The organism is Roseibium sediminicola (assembly GCF_023156505.1).
Classification (GTDB): Bacteria; Pseudomonadota; Alphaproteobacteria; order Rhizobiales; family Stappiaceae; genus Roseibium; species Roseibium sediminicola.
Genome location: NZ_JALNMJ010000019.1, coordinates 61,577 through 80,739 on the forward strand (window position 1 = coordinate 61,577; position 19,163 = coordinate 80,739).

At 60.4% G+C, this 19,163-nt stretch carries 18 protein-coding genes; 9 read left to right on the forward strand and 9 right to left on the reverse strand.

Annotated elements, in window-relative coordinates; translation table 11 throughout:
* Positions 1 to 2 precede the first annotated feature (2 nt).
* On the reverse strand, positions 3 to 1,856 hold the full coding sequence (gene flgK / locus M0H32_RS22175) for a flagellar hook-associated protein FlgK (RefSeq protein WP_248157714.1): 1,854 nt from the start codon (positions 1,854 to 1,856) through the stop codon (positions 3 to 5).
* Positions 1,857 to 1,926: 70 nt separating this feature from the next.
* Entirely contained in the window at positions 1,927 to 3,309 is a 1,383-nt protein-coding gene (locus tag M0H32_RS22180) for a flagellar hook protein FlgE (protein ID WP_248157715.1), read from the reverse strand.
* Between the two features lie 304 nt (positions 3,310 to 3,613).
* Between M0H32_RS22180 and M0H32_RS22185 the strand changes: the two genes are divergently transcribed.
* The 8 genes from M0H32_RS22185 to M0H32_RS22220 all read left to right on the forward strand — a co-directional run bounded on the left by M0H32_RS22185 (position 3,614) and on the right by M0H32_RS22220 (position 13,837).
* Positions 3,614 to 4,459 (forward strand): AAA family ATPase, encoded by an 846-nt coding sequence (locus tag M0H32_RS22185; RefSeq protein ID WP_248157716.1) that lies wholly within the window; start codon positions 3,614 to 3,616, stop codon positions 4,457 to 4,459.
* A 46-nt stretch (positions 4,460 to 4,505) separates the two neighbouring features.
* Positions 4,506 to 5,024, forward strand: coding sequence for a hypothetical protein (locus M0H32_RS22190; RefSeq protein WP_248157717.1), 519 nt, complete (start codon positions 4,506 to 4,508; stop codon positions 5,022 to 5,024).
* Positions 5,025 to 5,085: 61 nt separating this feature from the next.
* A complete protein-coding gene (locus M0H32_RS22195; protein ID WP_248157718.1) occupies positions 5,086 to 5,610 on the forward strand; it encodes a SixA phosphatase family protein in 525 nt (174 codons plus the stop codon).
* A gap of 65 nt (positions 5,611 to 5,675) precedes the next feature.
* Positions 5,676 to 7,169 (forward strand): YcjX family GTP-binding protein, encoded by a 1,494-nt coding sequence (locus M0H32_RS22200; RefSeq protein ID WP_248157720.1) that lies wholly within the window; start codon positions 5,676 to 5,678, stop codon positions 7,167 to 7,169.
* Positions 7,166 to 8,212: a YcjF family protein gene (locus tag M0H32_RS22205; protein WP_248157722.1), complete on the forward strand. Its 1,047-nt coding sequence runs from the start codon at positions 7,166 to 7,168 to the stop codon at positions 8,210 to 8,212. The genes M0H32_RS22200 and M0H32_RS22205 overlap by 4 nt, the downstream gene beginning before the upstream one ends.
* Before the next feature lie 200 nt (positions 8,213 to 8,412).
* Positions 8,413 to 11,466, forward strand: coding sequence for a beta strand repeat-containing protein (locus M0H32_RS22210; RefSeq protein WP_248157724.1), 3,054 nt, complete (start codon positions 8,413 to 8,415; stop codon positions 11,464 to 11,466).
* A gap of 83 nt (positions 11,467 to 11,549) precedes the next feature.
* A complete protein-coding gene (locus M0H32_RS22215) occupies positions 11,550 to 12,725 on the forward strand; it encodes a vWA domain-containing protein (protein WP_248157726.1) in 1,176 nt (391 codons plus the stop codon).
* A complete protein-coding gene (locus M0H32_RS22220) occupies positions 12,722 to 13,837 on the forward strand; it encodes a class I SAM-dependent methyltransferase (protein WP_248157729.1) in 1,116 nt (371 codons plus the stop codon). Before M0H32_RS22215 ends, M0H32_RS22220 begins: the two co-directional genes overlap by 4 nt.
* A 7-nt stretch (positions 13,838 to 13,844) precedes the next feature.
* Here M0H32_RS22220 and M0H32_RS22225 read toward each other — a convergent pair whose 3' ends face one another.
* The 4 genes from M0H32_RS22225 to M0H32_RS22240 form a co-directional block, all read right to left on the reverse strand.
* A complete protein-coding gene (locus tag M0H32_RS22225; RefSeq protein ID WP_248157731.1) occupies positions 13,845 to 14,273 on the reverse strand; it encodes a universal stress protein in 429 nt (142 codons plus the stop codon).
* A gap of 67 nt (positions 14,274 to 14,340) precedes the next feature.
* Entirely contained in the window at positions 14,341 to 15,129 is a 789-nt protein-coding gene (locus tag M0H32_RS22230; RefSeq protein WP_248157733.1) for an AraC family transcriptional regulator, read from the reverse strand.
* A gap of 46 nt (positions 15,130 to 15,175) precedes the next feature.
* The gene (locus M0H32_RS22235; protein ID WP_248157735.1) at positions 15,176 to 15,373 is read right to left on the reverse strand and encodes a helix-turn-helix transcriptional regulator; all 198 of its coding nucleotides are present in this window, start codon (positions 15,371 to 15,373) and stop codon (positions 15,176 to 15,178) included.
* The gene (locus M0H32_RS22240; protein ID WP_248157737.1) at positions 15,373 to 15,753 is read right to left on the reverse strand and encodes a hypothetical protein; all 381 of its coding nucleotides are present in this window, start codon (positions 15,751 to 15,753) and stop codon (positions 15,373 to 15,375) included. Before M0H32_RS22240 ends, M0H32_RS22235 begins: the two co-directional genes overlap by 1 nt.
* 249 nt (positions 15,754 to 16,002) lie before the next feature.
* On the opposite strand from M0H32_RS22240, the gene M0H32_RS22245 reads away from it, so the two are divergent.
* Positions 16,003 to 17,229, forward strand: coding sequence for an MFS transporter (locus M0H32_RS22245; RefSeq protein WP_248157739.1), 1,227 nt, complete (start codon positions 16,003 to 16,005; stop codon positions 17,227 to 17,229).
* Between the two features lie 495 nt (positions 17,230 to 17,724).
* Here M0H32_RS22245 and M0H32_RS22250 read toward each other — a convergent pair whose 3' ends face one another.
* The 3 genes from M0H32_RS22250 to M0H32_RS22260 form a co-directional block, all read right to left on the reverse strand.
* Positions 17,725 to 18,045: a 2Fe-2S iron-sulfur cluster-binding protein gene (locus M0H32_RS22250; protein WP_248157741.1), complete on the reverse strand. Its 321-nt coding sequence runs from the start codon at positions 18,043 to 18,045 to the stop codon at positions 17,725 to 17,727.
* 113 nt (positions 18,046 to 18,158) lie between these two features.
* Positions 18,159 to 18,521, reverse strand: a complete 363-nt coding sequence (locus M0H32_RS22255; RefSeq protein ID WP_248157742.1) for an Hpt domain-containing protein — start codon at positions 18,519 to 18,521, stop codon at positions 18,159 to 18,161.
* A gap of 253 nt (positions 18,522 to 18,774) precedes the next feature.
* Positions 18,775 to 19,089 (reverse strand): hypothetical protein, encoded by a 315-nt coding sequence (locus tag M0H32_RS22260; RefSeq protein WP_248157743.1) that lies wholly within the window; start codon positions 19,087 to 19,089, stop codon positions 18,775 to 18,777.
* Positions 19,090 to 19,163: the final 74 nt, after the last annotated feature.

The window sequence follows — 19,163 nt, forward strand, 5'->3', positions numbered from 1 at the left end:
CCCTATACGATGTTCAGAAGCTCGTCGAAGAGCTCCTTGATGGTCTGCATCACGCGCGCATTGGCCGCGTAGGCATTTTCCAGCTGCACCATGAAGGCGAGTTCGGTGTCGAGATCGACCGCGTAACTCTCTTCGTAGCGGATCGCCAGGTTCATGGTCAGGGCCTCTTTGGAATCAGCGTAGGTTGCCGCGTCCTCGGCCTGGTTTCCCTGGAAGGCCACGGTCTGGTTGACATAGTCGATAACGCTGCCTTGAAACGGCGTCGAGGAACTGCCGATACCGGCCCCCGGGTCGAAATAGATTGTCGAAGACGTCAGTGCTTCCGAAAGATATTGAGCGCGCGCCGGGTCGTTGGCGGTGTTGGCCGTCGGCGTGGTCTGGTAATTCACGAGAAGCGCGCTGTCCGCCAGAAGGTCCGGATTGACGGCGATCGCGTTGGCATAGCCAACCCTTTGGCCGCCATCCTCCAGCGCATCGGAAAACAGCTCCGGCGCATCCCGGCTGTCAACGAAGATCGCCAGGCCAAGCCCCTGATCGGTGCTGCCTGTTACAGTGACATCCGCCGTCAGGCTCTCAATCGTGGTCGGCCCTGTGTTGTCGCCTAGGACACGCAGTTCATCGGAGCCGTTGTTGCTGACCTGCAGGCCCGTACCGCCAAGCGCCGCAATGATGTTTGTGATGATTGTTGCCGGCGTTCCACTTGAGATATCAATCCCGTAGACGGTGTCATTTGGATTAGCTGTCGCGGAATCAACCAGAGGCAGAAGGGTTGCGTCATCAACTCCGACCAGTGTCACCGTCTGGGCGACGCCGCCCGTGTCGGTATATTCGACCGTAATGGTGTTGCCGGACTGCAGCGCAGAGACATCGAGATCGAAACCGTCGTCGAGGCCGACCGTTACCGCGGTGCTTTCGACGGTCACGTTGGAAAAGGCCAACGAGATTTCGGCAGCGATCGTATCCAGCTGTGTCTGGGCTTCGGTCAGAATATCGTCGCGCAGTTCCGCAGTCGCCACCATGGATCCCGACCGGGACCCGGCAATCAGATCATAGGTCGTGCCGCCGGGCGTCGTGACGGTCACCGAGTTACCGCTTTGCCCTGGCTGAAGCGAATGCGAAGACGAGAAGCTCAGGGTAGATGCCTGGTTGTCGGCGTAAAGCTGCTGTCCATCGGCAGTCTGAATGAACAGCGTGTCGTTCGAGCCCTTGGAGACATTGACGTCCAGGTAACCTGACAGCTGCTCGATCAGCCGATCGCGCTCGTCTTCCATATCCGCGGTTGAAACACCTGACTGCGTCGCGTCCCGGATCGCCTCGTCGATATCTTCGATGCTGCTGAGCAAGCCATTCACGGTGTCGGTCTGGCTCGCCAGAAGGTCGTCGGCTTCCTGACGCAGGTCCGCAATCTGCTCGTAAGAAGCGTTGAGTTCACGGGCAAACGCATCGGCCACCGCCACCACATCGCTCTGCGCGGCGTAGTTGCCGGGATCGTTGACCAGAACGGCCAGACTGGACGCCAGCTCCCCTGCCAGTGAAGACAGGCTGCTCTTGTCGCCGATAGTGCCGAAAATATCATCGAGCCGGTCGGTGAATTCCGCGATTTGCTTGGCGTAGTTGGTGTCAGCCAGAGAATTGAAATAGTCCGCCTGGATCTGCTCATCCAGAATACGGCGAACCTCCGTCGCGTTCATGCCGGCAACGTTGCCCATGCCGTCGAAGTAGACGTCGGCGGAGATTGTCTTCTTGGAATAGCCAGCCGTGTCAGCGTTGGCGATGTTGGTCGCGGTGACGTCCAACTGGCGCTGATTATAGGTGATTCCGAAAACCGCTGTATTCAAGGCACTTGTCAGACCCATAGCGGCTTCTCCTTCCTGTTACGCGACTTGGCCGGGGACCGGCGGCGTTGTCCCGCCGGCCCCGAGCTCATTACCGGATCATGTTCAGAGCATCGTCGAGCATCTGGTCCGCGGACGTAACGATCTTCGAGTTTGCCGAGTAGGCCTGCTGCGTGATGATCAGCTTGGAAAACTCGTCGGCGATATCCGCATTCGACAATTCCAGCTTGTTCGACAGGATCTGGCCACCACCGGACAGATCCGGATCCCCCGAGGACGCCGTTGCCGCGAACGCCGCTCCGTCGACACGCTGCAGGTTCTGCTCTGCCTCGAAGGTTGCCAGCGGAATTTGATAGACCGCACGCTGCTGGTTATTCGAGTAGCTTGCGATCACCCGACCGGCATCGTCGACGGCAACGCCGGTCAGCTCACCGGCCGGATAGCCGTCCTGGTCCAGAGAGACGGAGCTTGCTGTCCCGTCCGGGTCGGAATACTGGGTCAGCGACCCGTTGGCGAAGGAGAATTCGACATTCGAGGCCGTCGTGCTGCCGACCGTCAGGGTCGCGATGTCGAACCCGTCGCTGGTGCCGTTCACCGTACCGATGGCACCGGCTGTCATGCCCAGCATGGCGCCCGTGGTGTCAAAGGTGATGTCGCCAACATCGTAATAGGCCGTCGCCGCGTCACCACCGGAACTGATATACATCGTCCAGGTGTCGTCCTGCGGAACACCAGCATCGTAATTCAGCGTCTTGGCATAGCGGACCTCGACATTCATCGCGGTACCGTTCTGATTGTAAATGGTGATCGACCCGCCGGAAATGGAGCTGTCCAGAAAGGCGTCTTCGTTGGCGACAGCCACGTTGCCCGCGCCGACTGCGGCGGCAAGGAGAGCCGTGTCCTCGTCGGATCCGTCATAGTCGTTGGTCTGCGGAACACGCGGCAGGTTGGCCTGATAGTCAACGGTCGTCGTTGCCGAAGCTGCCAGCGGCTGGTTCTCGATCTGGATCACCGTCGGATCGTCACCGATCGCATTGCCGGTATCCGGGTCGAGTTCGAACCCTTGCAGGTAATACCCCGAAGCGTTGATCAGGTAGCCTTCCTTGTCACGCTCGAAGTCGCCGCCACGGGTATAGTAAGTCTCATCGGCAAAGGTGGTCGAACCGTCGACAACATCCGATGCCTTGGTCACGACAAAATAGCCTTCGCCGTTGATTGCCATGTAGGTATCCACGTCCACGGACGTGATATCGCCCTGCACCGTGTTGGTGGCACGCGATGTGGCGAATGTCGTACCGGACACCTGGGAAGCCTGAACGGCTCCGCCACCGGAGACGAGATCCGAGAAGGTCGTGTCGAGACGCTTGAAACCGGTCGTCTGCGAGTTGGCGACGTTACCGGAGATATTTTCCAGAGCCGTAGCCTGCGCAGCCAATCCGGAGACGGCCGAGTTGATAGCCCCATAAATACCCATTGTAGGTCCTCTTGATAGATTGGGCACTGCTGACGCGGGCTTACGCCCATAATCGGCCTATCTCCGCAAAGGCCGTGCCAAGTCCTCACCACCAGAAAAAATCATTATTTGTCAGATTGTTAGAACTAAAGAGAGCCGTGAGCCGACTGAAAGCATCCAGGCAAGCCATGCACAGACAGGCAAAAACTTCCCCGCATGACCGGCAAGTCTGTCCCCTATGGCCTTTGCTGAAATAGTGCCTTTTTACGGCTTGCGCGGTTCATTGCGGCCTGCCACCTTGCGCCGGATTGAGGAAGGACGGCCGATGCGCTTTGAAGGAACTGAAGACTATATTGCCACCGAGGATTTGCGAGTTGCCGTTAATGCGGCAGTCGCCCTGGAGCGCCCCCTTTTGGTCAAGGGCGAACCAGGCACCGGCAAGACCGTGCTTGCCGAGCAGGTCGCCGCCGCGCTGAAGGCCCCGCTCATCGAGTGGCATGTAAAATCCACGACCAAGGCGCAGCAGGGTCTTTACGAATACGACGCGGTGTCTCGGCTGCGCGACAGCCAGCTTGGCGATGAACGCGTCAAGGACATCAACAACTACATTCGCAAAGGCAAACTCTGGGAAGCCTTCGACGCGCCCGAAAGGCCGGTGCTGCTGATCGACGAGATCGACAAGGCCGACATCGAGTTTCCCAATGACCTGCTTCTGGAACTCGACAGGATGGAGTTCCACGTCTACGAGACGGGCGAAACGGTGCGGGCGAAGCAGCGTCCCGTGGTAATCATCACGTCCAACAACGAAAAGGACCTGCCGGACGCCTTTTTGCGCCGCTGCTTCTTCCATTTCATCAAGTTCCCGGACGCGGACACCATGACGGAGATCGTCGAAGTGCATTTTCCGGGCATCAAACAAAGGCTCCTCTCCGAAGCCCTGCGCCTGTTTTATGACGTGCGCGACGTTCCAGGCCTGAAAAAGAAGCCTTCAACATCCGAACTGATCGACTGGATCAAGCTGCTGCTCAATGAGGACGTTGACCCTGAAACCCTTCGTCAACAAGATAGCGCCAAACTGATTCCGCCGCTGCATGGTGCGTTGCTGAAGAACGAGCAGGATGTTCACCTGTTCGAACGGCTCGCCTTCATGTCGCGCAGGGAACGGACCTAACCATGCTGAGGTGAACGTTTTGGCGCACCGGCCGACGGACCAATTGATGCGGGTGTTTGCGGCAGTGCTCTTGTGCGTCGCCATGTTGGCACCGGTCCGGGCTCAGGTGCCTCCCGAACAGGATGCCGGCTGGCAAAGCGATGTCGAAGGCCTGCGCCATTTCACAGGTTTGCGCTGTCCCGACATGATCGGCCGCTTTTACCGGATCAAGGTGATGGAAGGCAACGAAGTCAGCCTTGCCGGTTGTGTCTATACGGGCCGCGACGGCATCACCGCCATATTGCGCAAACATCTTGAAGGCACAGGGCGGCGCGAGGCGCTGACCTTCTCGCGCAACTACAAGGCTGCCGGATTCGAACCAATCAAGCTGTCCGGTGCCGCCGCCTCCGGGATCTCTTTCCGCACGCGCGGTTGGACACCGACAAATCTGTGCGAAACGCTCTGGTACTTTTCCGGCGCGAAAGCGGACTATACGCTGTGGCTGTCCTATACGCTGCCGACACAGGAAGTGGATATCGGTCCTGCGGTGACCGCGTTTACACAGGCCCTCGCCAACCAGAACTGACCTTGACGAAAGGCCTGCGCTGGCGTTTCCTCCGCGGCCACTCAGAAAGCTGGAAACACAGATGCGGCTCTTACTGCTCAGACATGCCAAATCCGATTGGGGCGACACCGCCCTGGCCGACATCGACCGCCCCCTGAACAGCCGGGGCAAGGCCGCATCCCTGAAGATGGCCCGCTATCTCAAGGATCAGAGCCTCCTGCCCAATCAGATCCTGTGCTCAACGGCACAGCGCGCCCGCGAAACGCTGGCCCGGGTTCTGCCCAGTCTGCAGCAGGAAGCCCAGATCCATCTTCTGTCCGACCTCTACCTGCAAAGCGAAGACGATTACCTCGGTCTCATCCGCAAACACGGCGGCCGAGCCCAGAACCTGATGGTGATCGCGCACAATCCGGCCACCGAAGACACGGCTCTCACGCTCACCGGCACAGGCGACAGTGCAGCCATGGCGGATCTGAAGGAAAAATATCCGACCGCGGCGCTTGCCGTGATCGATTTTGACATTGTTGATTGGAGCGAACTCCAGCCGGGCACCGGCCACCTGGAGCGGTTCATCAAACCACGTGACCTGCGGGACGATCTCGACTGACCGGCTTAGATCGGCAATTGCACTTGGCCTGCCCTGCGCTTACATGAACGCGCTGGAGGCGCCTTGTGAACCGACTGACCACACTGACCGAAGAGACCCGGCTGACACTGGCCAACCTGGCTGACGCGGCGACCGATCTGGCCGTGCCGAGCGTTCGCCTGGGCGTGACGGGTCTCGCCCGCGCCGGCAAGACCGTGTTTCTGACGGCGCTTGTCCATAATCTCGTTCACGGCGGCCGCTTGCCGCTGTTCGCGGCCGCAGCTGGCCACCGCATGACCGGCGCGCAGCTCAAGCCGCAGCCGGACGACGCTGTGCCCCGGTTCGACTACGAGGCTCATGTCCACGCGCTGATTAAGGACAGGGTCTGGCCTGCCTCTACCCGCCAGGTCTCAGAACTGCGCCTGACCATCGACTATGAAAGCGCGTCCTATTTCTACCGAAAGCTCGGACCTGGACGTCTGCATCTGGACCTGATCGACTATCCGGGCGAGTGGCTTCTCGACCTGCCGCTTCTGGGCAAGGACTACGCCACCTTCTCCGCCGAAGCCTTGCAGCGCGCCCTTGCCTCCAGCCGCGCGCAAATCGCCGAACCGTTTTTGAACACGCTTGCGGCAACCGATCCGGACGCGCCTGAAAGCGAGCCCGCCGCGCAGAAACTTGCGGCCTGTTTCAAGGACTATCTGGCGGCCTGCCGCGCCGACGCGCACGCCCTGTCCATGTTGCCGCCGGGCCGGTTTCTCATGCCCGGCGACCTGGACGGTTCTCCTGCCCTGACCTTCGCGCCTCTGGACCTGCCCGCCGACGCCGCGCCTGCACGGACCGGAACCCTGCGCGCCATGATGGAACGGCGGTATGAAGCTTATAAGTCGCATGTCGTGCGCCCGTTCTTCCGGGACCACTTTGCCCGGCTCGACCGCCAGATCGTTCTGGTCGACGTGCTGCACGCGCTGAATGCGGGCCCTCACGCGGTTGCCGATCTGGAAGTCGCCCTGAGCGAAGTGCTCGGCGCGTTCCGGCCAGGCAGGCGCAGCTGGCTCTCCTCCATCCTCACGCGCCGGATCGACCGCATCCTGTTTGCCGCCACCAAGGCGGACCACCTGCACCGAACCGATCACGACCGTCTGCAAGCGATCCTGAAACGTCTGGTCGCGCGCGCCGAGAACCGGGCGCGGTTCAAGGGCGCGGAGGTGGAGGTGCTGGCCATGGCTGCCGTTCGCGCAACCCGGGAAGCGACCGTGAAACATCGTGGGGAGGAGTTGCCGGCCATCCTCGGCACCCCGCTGCCGGGCGAGCGCCTGAATGGCGACACCTATGACGGCGGGACGGAAATCGCGATGTTTCCTGGGGACTTGCCCCAGGATCCTGAATCACTTTTTGCCAAAGTTGATTCAGTTTCCGAGGAGACTCGACCAAGTTTTCAAGCAGCTCAGGCGAATCTTCAGTTTCTGCGCTTCCGTCCGCCCGAACTCGACACCACGGCGGAAGGCCTGACCCTGTCTCTGCCCCATATCCGGCTGGACCGGGCCCTTGAATTTCTGATCGGAGATCGACTGGCATGAGCGGATCGTCAACGCCTCCTGGCCGCAAGCCGACAGCTTTCCGCCTCGACGACAGCAAGGTGCGCCTGACCGACGACGACAGCAGGAGACCCTCGGCCGACGAAGCGCTGATCACCCAGGCTTTCCTCGACGACGAAGAGCCGCGCCTTCCCCGCGCCGCCAGCACGCCGAAAGGCGGTTTCGGCTTCGGCAAATGGCTGATGGTCGGCCTGACGGGTCTGGTCTCGCTCGGTATCGGACTGGCGGTGGACAGCCTGATCCGCGATCTCTTCGCGCGCACAGACTGGCTGGGCTGGCTCGCCGTCGCCCTGGCGGCCCTGGCGGCCCTCGGTCTTCTGGGACTGGTCGCTCGCGAGCTGGCCGGGCTGGCGCGGCTCGGCCGGATCGACCACCTGCGCGACAAGCTCAGAACGGCGGCCGACGACGACGATGCAAGAACCGCGACGGCGGGACTGAAGGAGCTGATGGCGCTTTACGCAGACCGCCCGGAAACGGCTCAGGGCCGCAAGGCCCTGGCCGGACATATGCATGAAGTCATCGATGGGCGCGACCTGGTCAAACTGGCCGAGCGCGACCTGTTGAGCCCGCTTGACCTGGAGGCGCGCCGGATCGTCCTCAACAGCGCCAAGCGCGTTTCCATCGTCACGGCCGTAAGCCCGCGAGCCCTGGTCGACCTGTTGATGGTGCTTTTCGAAAACCTCAGAATCATCCGCCGAATCTCGACGCTTTACGGCGGCCGGCCGGGCACGCTCGGGTTTTTGCGCCTGTCCAGGCACGTGGTCGCCCACCTGGCCGTCACAGGCGGCATGGCCGCCGGAGACAGCCTCGCCTCGGAGATTCTGGGGCATGGTCTTGCGGCCCGGCTGTCGGCACGTTTGGGAGAAGGTGTCATCAACGGTCTCCTGACCGCGCGCATCGGGATTGCCGCAATCTCTGTCTGCCGCCCGGCCCCCTTCATCGCAGGAACCGGTCCAAGCGTGAAGGATTTCATGGCTGAACTGACGTCGCTCGCGAATAAACAGGACACAGACGGAAACAGTTAACATGTTGAAAAAACTTAATTAAACCTTAGTTTAACGTCAAAACGCATCCCGTCTGTTGTGCATTTACAACGGACCTCTTAAGACCTGTCCCGGCAAATCGTTTTCGCTTCGTGCTGCTCGCGAAATAAGATAAAAATTAAGAAAATCAAAAGGCGTCAGGGATGACCGGCAAACGCAAGCCCGGCCGCGGGGCTAACCACATGAAACAGGCGTTGCTGGCAAGTTGCGCGCTGTGGGTTGCCATGTCCGCGACGGCCCATGCCGGTGACATCACAATCCCAAGCGGTACGACGGTTACCACTACACAAACGCTGACAGATGTCGGCGACACCGGCACCATCGACAGCGGTGGCACGATTGACGTCACCGACGAGGATGGCCTGGTCCTCGACAACGACGACCAGACGGCCGTCAACAATGGCGACATTTTTGTTGAGCGCACGGGCGGCCCCTCCCTTGCGGGCATCGGGTCCCTCGGCACCAATTCCAATATTTCCAACAACGGTTCCATTACCGGCACCGGCGACTTCATTTTCGGTATCGTCACGACGGAAGACGACGCGGTTGTGGTCAATTCGGGAATCATCGATCTTGACGGCGATTTCACGACCGGCATCGAGCTCGATGGTGACGATTCTAGTGCGGAAAACTTTGGCAGTATTTTCACCAACGGTTTTCAGTCCGATGCCATGTATATTTTCGGCGACAACGGCACGGCCACAAATAGCGGTACGATCGAGACCACCGGAGAAGATGCTTTTGGCATCTATTCCGACGGTGCAGCGTCCACGCTGATCAACAACGACACCATTACCACCACAGGCGACGACTCTTTCGGCATTGGCACCGACGGTGATGACGCGACAGTCACCAACTCCGGTACGGTCTCCACGACTGGCGACGATGCAGATGGCATCAATATTGCCGGAGACGACTCGAGCGCCACAAACTCCGGCACGATCACGACGACCGGCGACGACGCCCACGGCATCGATGCGGACGGCGCCAATGCCGTTGTGACCAACAGCGGCACCATCACCACAACAAACGACGACGCCACCGGGATCGATTCCGACGGCGGCGCCACCAACGCCGTCATCACCAACAGCGGGACCATCTCCGTTCAGGGCGACAGTGCGCTTGGGATCGAGTCCAAAGGCGATGGCAGCACCATAACCAACTCCGCCACAGGCTCGATCACCACCGGAGGAAGCGGCGCTCCGGCCATTGGCTCCCAGGGCGACGATTCCACCGTCACCAACTCGGGAACCCTCTCCACGACCGGCTTCAGTTCCTTCGGTATCGGAGCCCTCGGAGATCGCGCCGATGTCACCAACTCTGGCACGATCACGACGGCAGGCGAAGATTCCGACGCTATCTTCACGTCCGGTGCAAGCGCGACCGTCCTGAATTCAAGTTCAATAACCACCACCGGTGAGGATGCCTTCGGCATCGGCTCAACAGGTGATGACTCGGAAGTGACCAACTCCGGTACCATTGCAACCGAGGGCGAAGATTCCGACGGCATCAACGCCGATGGCGACCGGGCGACTGTCCTCAACTCGAACTCGATCACGACCGCCGGGTTGGACGCGCACGGCATTGACGCCGATGGCGACGACACCAACGTCACCAACAGCGGGTCGATCACGACGACCGGAGACGGCGGGCACGGGATCGACGCCGATGGTGACGGCGCAACCATTGCCAACACCGGCTCTATCCACACTTCCGGCGCGGAAGCGCATGGCATCAGCGCCACCGGAAGCGGTGCAACCATATCCAACACCAGCTTCGACACCATTTCGGTCAGCGGCAGCAACGCTTTCGGGATTGAGGTCGACAACGACAATGCCGATGTCGACAATTCCGGCCAGATCACAGCGTCGGGCGAAGACGGCAACGGCGTCGGCATCACCGGAGACAACGCAACGGTCACCAACACCGGCAATATCGAGAACACCGGGGCACGGACCGGAACAGTCGCGGCGTCGGGTCACGGCGTTTCGATCGTCGGCGACAATGCCACTGTCACCAATTCCGGAACTATATCTTCCGACAACGGCTCGGCCATTTACATCAACGGCGCAAATGCCACAGTGACCCTGAGGGACGGGTCCCTGATCATTGGCCAAATGACGTTTACCGACGCCTCGACCGCGTCCTTTTCTTATGCGGGCGACCGGACCGCGATCTTCGGCTTTTCCAGCGTGCCCGGCACAGTGACTTCCGGAGACCTGGTCTTCGGGACCAATGGCAACACCGTCACTTATCTCAATCCGGACGACTTTCAGATCGGCACCACGGCGCTGACCTTCACCGCCCTGTCGCGCGAGCTGGCGGATGTCACCGAGCGGCAGATGGATCTGAGTCGTCTCGGCGAAACGGGTTTTGTCGCCACCAACGGCTCGCCCGCACAGACGGTCGCAGATCGCTGGTCAGTCTGGGCTACGCTCTATGGCGGTGTGCTGAACCGCAGCGGCAGCGATGGTTTCAACCACAGTTTCGGCGGTCTGATGGGCGGTGCGGAACGCGGCTTTGGCGCGGACCTTCGGGCCGGCGTGACCGGTGGTTTCTCGTTTGGCCAGACCGACAGCGACAATGACGTCCATTCCGCCGAATCCTACAGCGTTTTCGCCGGTGGTTATGTCACCCGGAATTGGCAGGCCACCTTCGCGCAGTTCAGTCTGCTCGGCGGTTATCTGGGCAGCGACGAAGACGTCTCCGTCCTCAACAACATGGTCGCTGGCGGAGTCCAGAATGTCTCCATCGACTATGACTATGTGTTTGTCAGCCCCACGATCCGGCTGGGCCATGCCTTTGCGTCCGCGCAGGGCACCTTCACGCCGAGCATTCGGGCACGCTATTCCGGCCTCTGGCAGACCGGTGACGCCACGGAGAGCAACACGGGCCTGACTGTCTCCGGCAGATCCGTTAACGTTGCGGAGCTCCGCGGCCAGACTGAATACGATTTCGCACCGATCATGCGCGACACCGGCGCGTTTCATTTCGGCGTTGCAGCCGGCATAGACGGCATCTTCACCCTGAGCGACGACGTTGACGGCGATGTGTCGGGAACCGCCCTGAACCTGTCCATCGACGATGACGACACGGTGGTGCGCGGCTTTGCCGCCGCCAATGCCGTCTGGCAATCGAATGGCGGCGCCAAGTTCCTGGCCGGCATCGAAGGCGGCTATGACAGCGCGGAGACCCTGTCCGCGACCGTCCGCCTCGGTGGCAAGGTCGCTTTCTGATCCGAAATTGACCCGGTGAGCGGCTGCACCGGCCGCTCAATTGCCATCTCGACAGAGCCGTTGGGCGCGGCTACCTTCGCCCCATGTTCATCACCTTCTTTAGCGAACTCAAGTCTGCCGGCATCCCGGTTTCGCTCCGCGAATATCTCACCCTCATGGAGGCGCTTGACCGGGATCTGGCCGAGAAAAGCGTCGAGGATTTCTATTACCTCGCCCGCCTGACTTTGGTGAAGGACGAGAGCAACCTGGACAAGTTCGACCGGGTGTTCGGCCATGTCTTCAAGGGCCTGGAGCTGATGAGCGACGTGCCCCTGACCGACATTCCGGAAGAGTGGCTGCGAAAGCTCGCCGAAAAGCACCTGAGCGAAGAAGAAAAGGCCCAGATCGAGGCCCTTGGCGGTTTCGAGAAGCTGATGGAAACCCTGCGCGAGCGCCTGAAGGAACAGGAAAAGCGCCACCAGGGCGGTAACAAGTGGATCGGCACGGCCGGCACCTCCCCTTTCGGCGCCTATGGCTACAATCCGGAAGGCGTGCGCATCGGCCAGAAGGAAAGCCGACACCGGCGTGCGGTCAAGGTCTGGGACAAGCGCGAGTTCAAGGATCTCGACGACACCCAGCTGCTCGGCACCCGCAACATCCAGGTCGCCCTGAAACGGCTGCGCAACTTTGCCCGCACCGGCGCGGCCGACGAACTCGATCTCGACAACACCATTCGCGCGACCGCCCACAAGGGCCTGCTCGACATCAAGATGCGCCCGGAGCGGCACAATGCTGTCAAGGTGCTGCTGTTCTTCGACATCGGCGGCTCGATGGACGACCATATCAGGATCTGCGAAGAACTGTTCTCGGCCGCCCGTTCCGAGTTCAAGGTGATGGAGCATTTCTACTTCCACAACTGCCTTTACGAATATGTCTGGAAGGAGAACCGCCGCCGCCACACCGAGCGCATTCCGACCATGGACGTGCTGCACAAGTATCCGGCCGACTACAAGATCATCTTTGTCGGCGACGCCTCCATGAGCCCTTATGAAATCGCCTATCCGGGCGGCTCGGTGGAGCACTGGAACGAGGAACCGGGCGCTGCCTGGATGCAGCGGCTGACCGGGCTCTACAAAAGCGCGATCTGGCTCAATCCGGTCCGGGAGCAGCACTGGCACTACACCCAGTCCATCCAGATGCTGAACGAACTGATGGAGGGCCGCATGTTCCCGATGACCGTGGAAGGCCTCACCGAGGCGATGAAGGAACTGGCGCGGTGAGCAAACAAACGGGCGGAACCCCGTTTACACCTCACAGCACCACCTCCGGAATGATCGGCGGCGGGTTCTACGATGCGAACTCCGCGGCCCAATGGAAGGCAATCGAGGCCGTCCTGCCCCTCGTCAACAAGGCCGCCGCGTCGCTCCCTATTGAGGGCACGGGAACCGTCGGCCTGGCTGATTTCGGCTGCTCGGAAGGCCGTAACTCGATCGCGGTGATGCAGCAGGCTCTCGCCATCTTGTTGCCGCGCACGAAACGGCCGGTCCAGACCGTTCATTCCGACCTGCCGAGCAACGATTTTTCCAAGCTGTTCCTGACCCTTGGCGCCGGCCGTCAAAAAGCCTTCGACAGCGAACAGGTTTTCTCAGCAGCGGTCGGCGGGTCCATGTTCGACCAGCTGTTGCCCGACAGCTCCGTGCATCTGGCAACCACTTTCAATGCGATCGGGTTCCTGTCACGCCGCCCGGTCGACAGCCTTCCGGGCTATATTCTCCCGAACGGTCCAAGCACCGCGCGGGGCAACGGTTACGTTTCGGAAGAAGATCGAAATGCCTTCGCCGATCAGGCGAAACGGGATGTCGGTGCCTTCCTGAAAGCCCGTTCCCGTGAGCTTGTGCCAGGTGGCAAGCTGCTGGTTCAGGTATTCGGCGGCAATGAGGACGCGCGCACTTGCGACGGCATCTACGACCTCCTAAACGACGCCGTTCTGGCCTCCGTCGGCACCGGTGACATCGCGGCGGAGACCTATGACCGTTACTATCAGGCGGTCTATATGCGAACCCTGGCGGAACTGACTGCCCCGGTCACAAAGGATCGATATGGGGCGTCGGGTCTTTTTCAGATCGAGGACACAAAATCCTACGAGGTCGCGGTGCCGTTCAACGAACGCTATGCGGCCGACGGCGACCTGGACCGCTATGCAACGGATTACGTCAATTTTTTCCGCGCTTTCACCGAAGCCGTGCTCAAGGCCGCCCTGCCCGCGACGGCGGACAGGGACAGGCTCGTCGATCGGATCTACGACAGGGCCGTAGAGCTGTTAAAGGCCAATCCGGAACGCTATCCGTTCCGCTACATCGCCATTGCCATGCTGCTGACGCGCACTGGCTGACAAGCGCTTATTTTCCACGCAGAACCAGAACAGAGCACGGCGCGTGCCGGACGATATGGGCCGCGTTGGAGCCGACGAAATAGGTCGACAAGCCCGGCTTGTGCGAGGTCATCAGCACCAGGTCGCAGGCCGACCGCTCCGCTTCCTCGATCACCTCGTGATAGACCGAGCCCATGCGCACGGCGACATCCACCGAGCCGGCCGGCGCGTCGAGGCCTTCGGCTATCTGATTGAGAATCTTGGCCGTTTCCTGAAACTCTGTTTCCTGCCAGCCTTCGGGCAGCTGGCTGGCGACAAAGCTCTGGACCTCCGGGCAAACCGCCAGAAGATGGATCTTGGCGCCGTAGTCGCGCGCGATTTGCGACGCCTTTGCGAGCGCGTCTTCTGCAAAGCCTGTTTCGGCGGGATCGACGGGTACGAGAACTTTCTTGAACATCTGATGACTCCCCAAGATGGTTTGAGCCATTCTTGCGGCGGGGAACGTGTGCCCGCCATGACAAGGATCAATCGGCTTCGCCGCCGAAGTAGCGGCCCGGCGTCACACCGAAGGATTTCCTGAAGGTCGCCACAAAGGCGCTCGGCCCCTCATAGCCGAGCTTGTGCGAGACATCGGAGACGCTGCGCCCTGAGGCAAGCAGTTCCAGAGCCCGGAACAGTTTCACCTGCCGGCACCAGGTCCGGTAGCTCAGCCCCGTCTCGGCCTTGATCCGCCGCTCGAACGAGCGCACCGAGGTGGTGCAGCGCTCGGCGGCTTCGCTGAGCGAGGGAATATGCGCCGGACAACGTACCAGGGCTTCGCAAAGGTCGCGCAGCCGTGGATCCTGCGGCATCGGCAGCTGCAAAGGCGCGGCGGGTAGCATTTTCAGCTGATCAAGGATTACCGCGGCGATCCGGGCCGCCGGTCCCTCGGCGGTCTCGAGGCGCGGATAGGACATGAATTCCAGGATGAGCGCCCTCAGCAGCGTGGTCACCTGGATGACCTGCGCCGTCTGCGGCAGATCCTGCGCATGGTCGTATTGCACATAGATGTAGCGGATTTCCGTATCGGTCAGATAGCGGGTCTGGTGCGGCACACGCGAGGGCAGCCAGACGGCCCGCTCGGGCGGCGCGAAAAACGTGCCCATCTCCGTGTCGATGGCAATCGAGCCCTTGACCACATGGAACAACTGGCCGGCATCATGGGAGTGCCAGCCATTGTGACCCTGCCCGGCCGGCTGGCTCTTGGCATAGCCGATCAGCGGGCCGGGAATGGCGACGGTCGGGAATTCGGCAAGTTCGGGATGAATGCTCATGGCGCGGATCTTACAGGCGTTGCCGACAATTGCACAGCGGTTGCAATCAGCCCTCGTCCGGTTCGAACAGCTGCTCGATCGGCAGGCCGAACACCTTCGACAGTCGGAAGGCGAGTTTCAGGCTCGGATCGTATCTTCCCCGTTCCAGGGCAATCACCGTCTGGCGCGAGACGTCGAGCTTTTCGGCAAGATCCGCCTGGGACCAGCCCTGTTCGGCCCGGAGCCGCTTCAGATAATTGTCCATCAGCTTCTCCAGCGCACGATCAGGGTCGCACCAGTCCAGAAGATCATGAGAAAAGCAGCGTAATAATTGAGATTGACGGTCAGGACCCCGTCCAGCTTTGCCAGGAACATCGCGACCAGCACGCCGGCCATGACCGTTATGGCGCCCGCAGTCGCCAGGATATGCCGCTCCCGCTCGTCCACATTTCGGAAAAAGCGGACAACGGACCACATCGCCAGTGCCATCGGCAGGACCGACAGGGCCGCAAGGCCGGCAAGCTCGGCCAAGGGACGATCTGCTTCCAGAAAAGGTTGCACAAAATAGCTGACCGCTAGGAACAGAACCGCGGCAGACAAGGCTTCAAATGTATATCTTGCAGACAGGCGATCAAATTTGGTCATCTCCGGCTCCCGGATCATAATATAAAGCAAGCTTTACCTCTCACATCCCGCACAGAATGTAAAGCAACCTTTACATCACTCGGCGCGGCACGATTTCAGCCGCCGTCTGTCCAGAGGAAATAGACCATCTGTCGAAAATTTGGCGCCTCGGAAACATATCATGACAAAACAGCGCTAACACGCAACACGCCCTTCGGCTTAAAAGCAAGGCACAGCGCTGTCGGACTGTTTCTCTTATCTGGCTACGGAATGACCTACTTCACGAAAAACGCCCATCCCAATGAAATGACTGGCTGGCGCTCGCCGGCGGTTCTCCTGATGATCATGGCAGGCGCCATGCAGCTGTCCTTTGCGGCCTGGTGGAACCTGATGAACAATTTCGCGGTTCAGGAGCTGGATTTCACCGGCCGCGAAATCGGTATTCAGCAATCGATCCGCGAGATCCCGGGCTTTCTGAGCTTTCTGGCGATCTATCTGCTGCTGCTGATGCGCGAGCAGACCCTTGCCTATGTCTCGCTGTTGCTCCTGGGCGTCGGTGTCGCCGTCACCGGCTATTTCCCGACGGCCATGGGTTTCTACATAACCACCCTGATCATGTCGATCGGCTTTCATTATTACGAGACAATGGCCCAGTCGCTGTCGCTGCAATGGCTACCCAAGGCAACGGCCGCCGCCAGCATGGGCAAGATCATTTCGGTCGGGGCATTTGCCCAGCTGATCGCCTATGGCCTGATCTACTTAGCCTGGAAACGCTTCGACCTCTCCTTCACGGTCGTCTTTGCCATTGCCGGCGGTTTGACGCTCGTAGTGCTGGCCTTCCTGATGATGGCCTATCCGCATTTCCGCGAGGGCGTGCCGCAGCACAAGAAGCTGATCCTGAAAAAGCGCTACTGGCTCTATTATGCCCTCACCTTCATGGCAGGTGCGCGGCGGCAGATCTTCACGGTCTTTGCCGGCTTCCTGATGGTCGAGCGCTTTGGTTACGACGTCGACGATTTGGCATTGCTGTTTCTCCTGAACGGTGCCTTCAACATGCTGCTGGCGCCGAGTCTCGGCAAGCTGATCGTCCGCTTCGGCGAGCGCAAGGCGCTGATTTTTGAATATGTCGGTCTGGCGGGCGTGTTCGTGACCTATGCCTTCGTCACCAACGCCACCCTGGCCGCCAGCCTCTACGTGATCGACCATGCGTTTTTCGCCATCGCGATCGCCATCAAGACCTATTTCCAGAAGATCGCCGACCCGGCCGACATCGCGCCGACCGCAGGTGTCGCCTTCACCATCAACCACATTGCAGCGGTGTTCATCCCGGTGCTGTTTGGCCTGATCTGGCTGATTTCCCCGGCGGCCGTGTTCCTGGCCGGTGCCGGCATGGCGGTGATCAGCCTGCTTCTGGCCAGCCTGATCCCCAGCCATCCGGAAGAAGGCCACGAAGTTGACTTCTGGTACCGCAAGCAGGCGGCCCAGCCGGCGGAGTGAGACGGTTCTGCTGAAGAAAGCTGACACCACGCAAAAAGGGCGGTCCAACGACCGCCCTTTTACGTATTTCGTTGCCTGTCAACTCGTCATTCCGGACAAGTGCAGCAGCGCTGCACGCTGATCCGGAACCCAGCGCATCAGCGCAAGCGAAAGCGAGCACAAATCCAAACAAGCAACTGATTTGTTTTTATAAAGGCGCGCATAAGGCGCAAAGTATCCGCAGGGTTCCGGATCTGGTCATGCAGCTGCGCTGCAGACCGTCCGGAATGACGGTGGAGAGGCCGTGCCAGTCCTGAGCGTTCGGAATTGGCTACGGTCTGCCCTGTTCTCACCCGACCAACACCCCAAACAAAAACCTCAACCTGAGGAGCGCGGCAGGCCCGTCTCGGAAGACCCGCGGCTCGCTCGGTAACAAGACGCGGCCCTTTCGAGACGCGCGCGGGCGCGCTCCTCAGGATGAGGCAAAATGTGCTGATGGATTTGTTTGCCCAGGCCTTAGGCCTGGCGCTCCGGGATATGCACGACGAGGCCATCCAGATCGCCGGTGACCTTGATCTGGCAGGACAGGCGCGAGGTCGGCTTCACGTCGTAGGCGAAGTCGAGCATGTCCTCTTCCATCGGCTCCGGAGAGCCGGTCTTGCCGCTCCAGGCCTCGTCGACATAGACGTGGCAGGTGGCGCAGGCGCAGGCGCCGCCGCATTCCGCCTCGATGCCGGGAACCATGTTCTTGATGGCATTTTCCATCACCGTGGAGCCTTCGGCGGCCTCAACTTCGGTCTGGTTTCCGTCGGCGGTTACGTATGTGATTTTCGGCATATGTCGCGTCCAAGCCCTGAATTCTGAACATCTCAAGGACCGACATAAAGATTTGGCGCAAAAGGTCAAGGACCGTGCCGTTTCCGCGCGGCATTCTGCCACCGGTATTTGCGTCAGCTGTCCAGAAGATCCCGGATATAGGCGTTGACTTCATTCACAACGCTTGCCAGCCCGTCCGTCGGCGCGTCCGCATCCGTCTGCATTTCACCTTCCAGGGTCTCGCAAACGAGCGCAACCTTTTCCGCGCCGATGGCCCGGGCCGAGCCCTTGAGCGTGTGCACAAGATCGCGCCGCACCGTGGCATCGCTTTCCCGCGCGAGCCGCTCGAGCGTGCCGGCGGATTGCGACTTGAACAGATGCAGGACCTGGACCTCAAGGTCCCGGTTGCCCAAGGTGTTGGTTGCCAGCTGCACCAGATCGATCGGTGCTTCCGGAGTGGTCCGGCCGGCAACGCGGGCCAGGGAAGAATGGGCCATGAGGGTGCTCCAAACTACTCAACTCATGCCTGACGGCACCCTGCCGCAAGCTCTCACTGTCAGTCAGAGTGAGCCTCAACCGGCAAACAGCGGGTTAAACCGGTTCGTGAAACCGGCTGAATGCGCGGAAGTCCCCAAAAAATTGATTTCTTGGTTAACGCGAATTAACGCGCCTTTCGAAACACGCTCAAAAAAGCCCTTGCATTTCCGCCGGTTTTTCGAATCGCTAAAATTTTAATCATCTGATTCGGCGTTAACTTTTTTTACCTTTTTGGCTTGCGGAGAGCACCTCGACTGCGGCAGGCGTCAGCTTGCAGACCAGCCAATCGGGCTTGATTGGGTTGGAAAACCAAGGCTCTGCCCAGCCTGCCTCGACACAGGCCCGGATTGTGCGCGCCGGAATTTCCTTACCCTGATCGTCGAACAGCGGCAGCTTGCCTCCCGGTTGATCGAGCCCCTTTTGCAACCAGCGCTTTTGCGGCGCCGTCAGCTTGCTCGCTTTGAGCGCAGCCGTTCCAACCGCGATTTCAGCACCTTCCGCCACGTCGCCCGCCTTCGATTCTGACATCCGGACCGCCCCCTAAGTGACTCACGCTATTGCCGTTTCTTGTTCGTTAGGAGAGAGTGTGCCATTACAGTTAC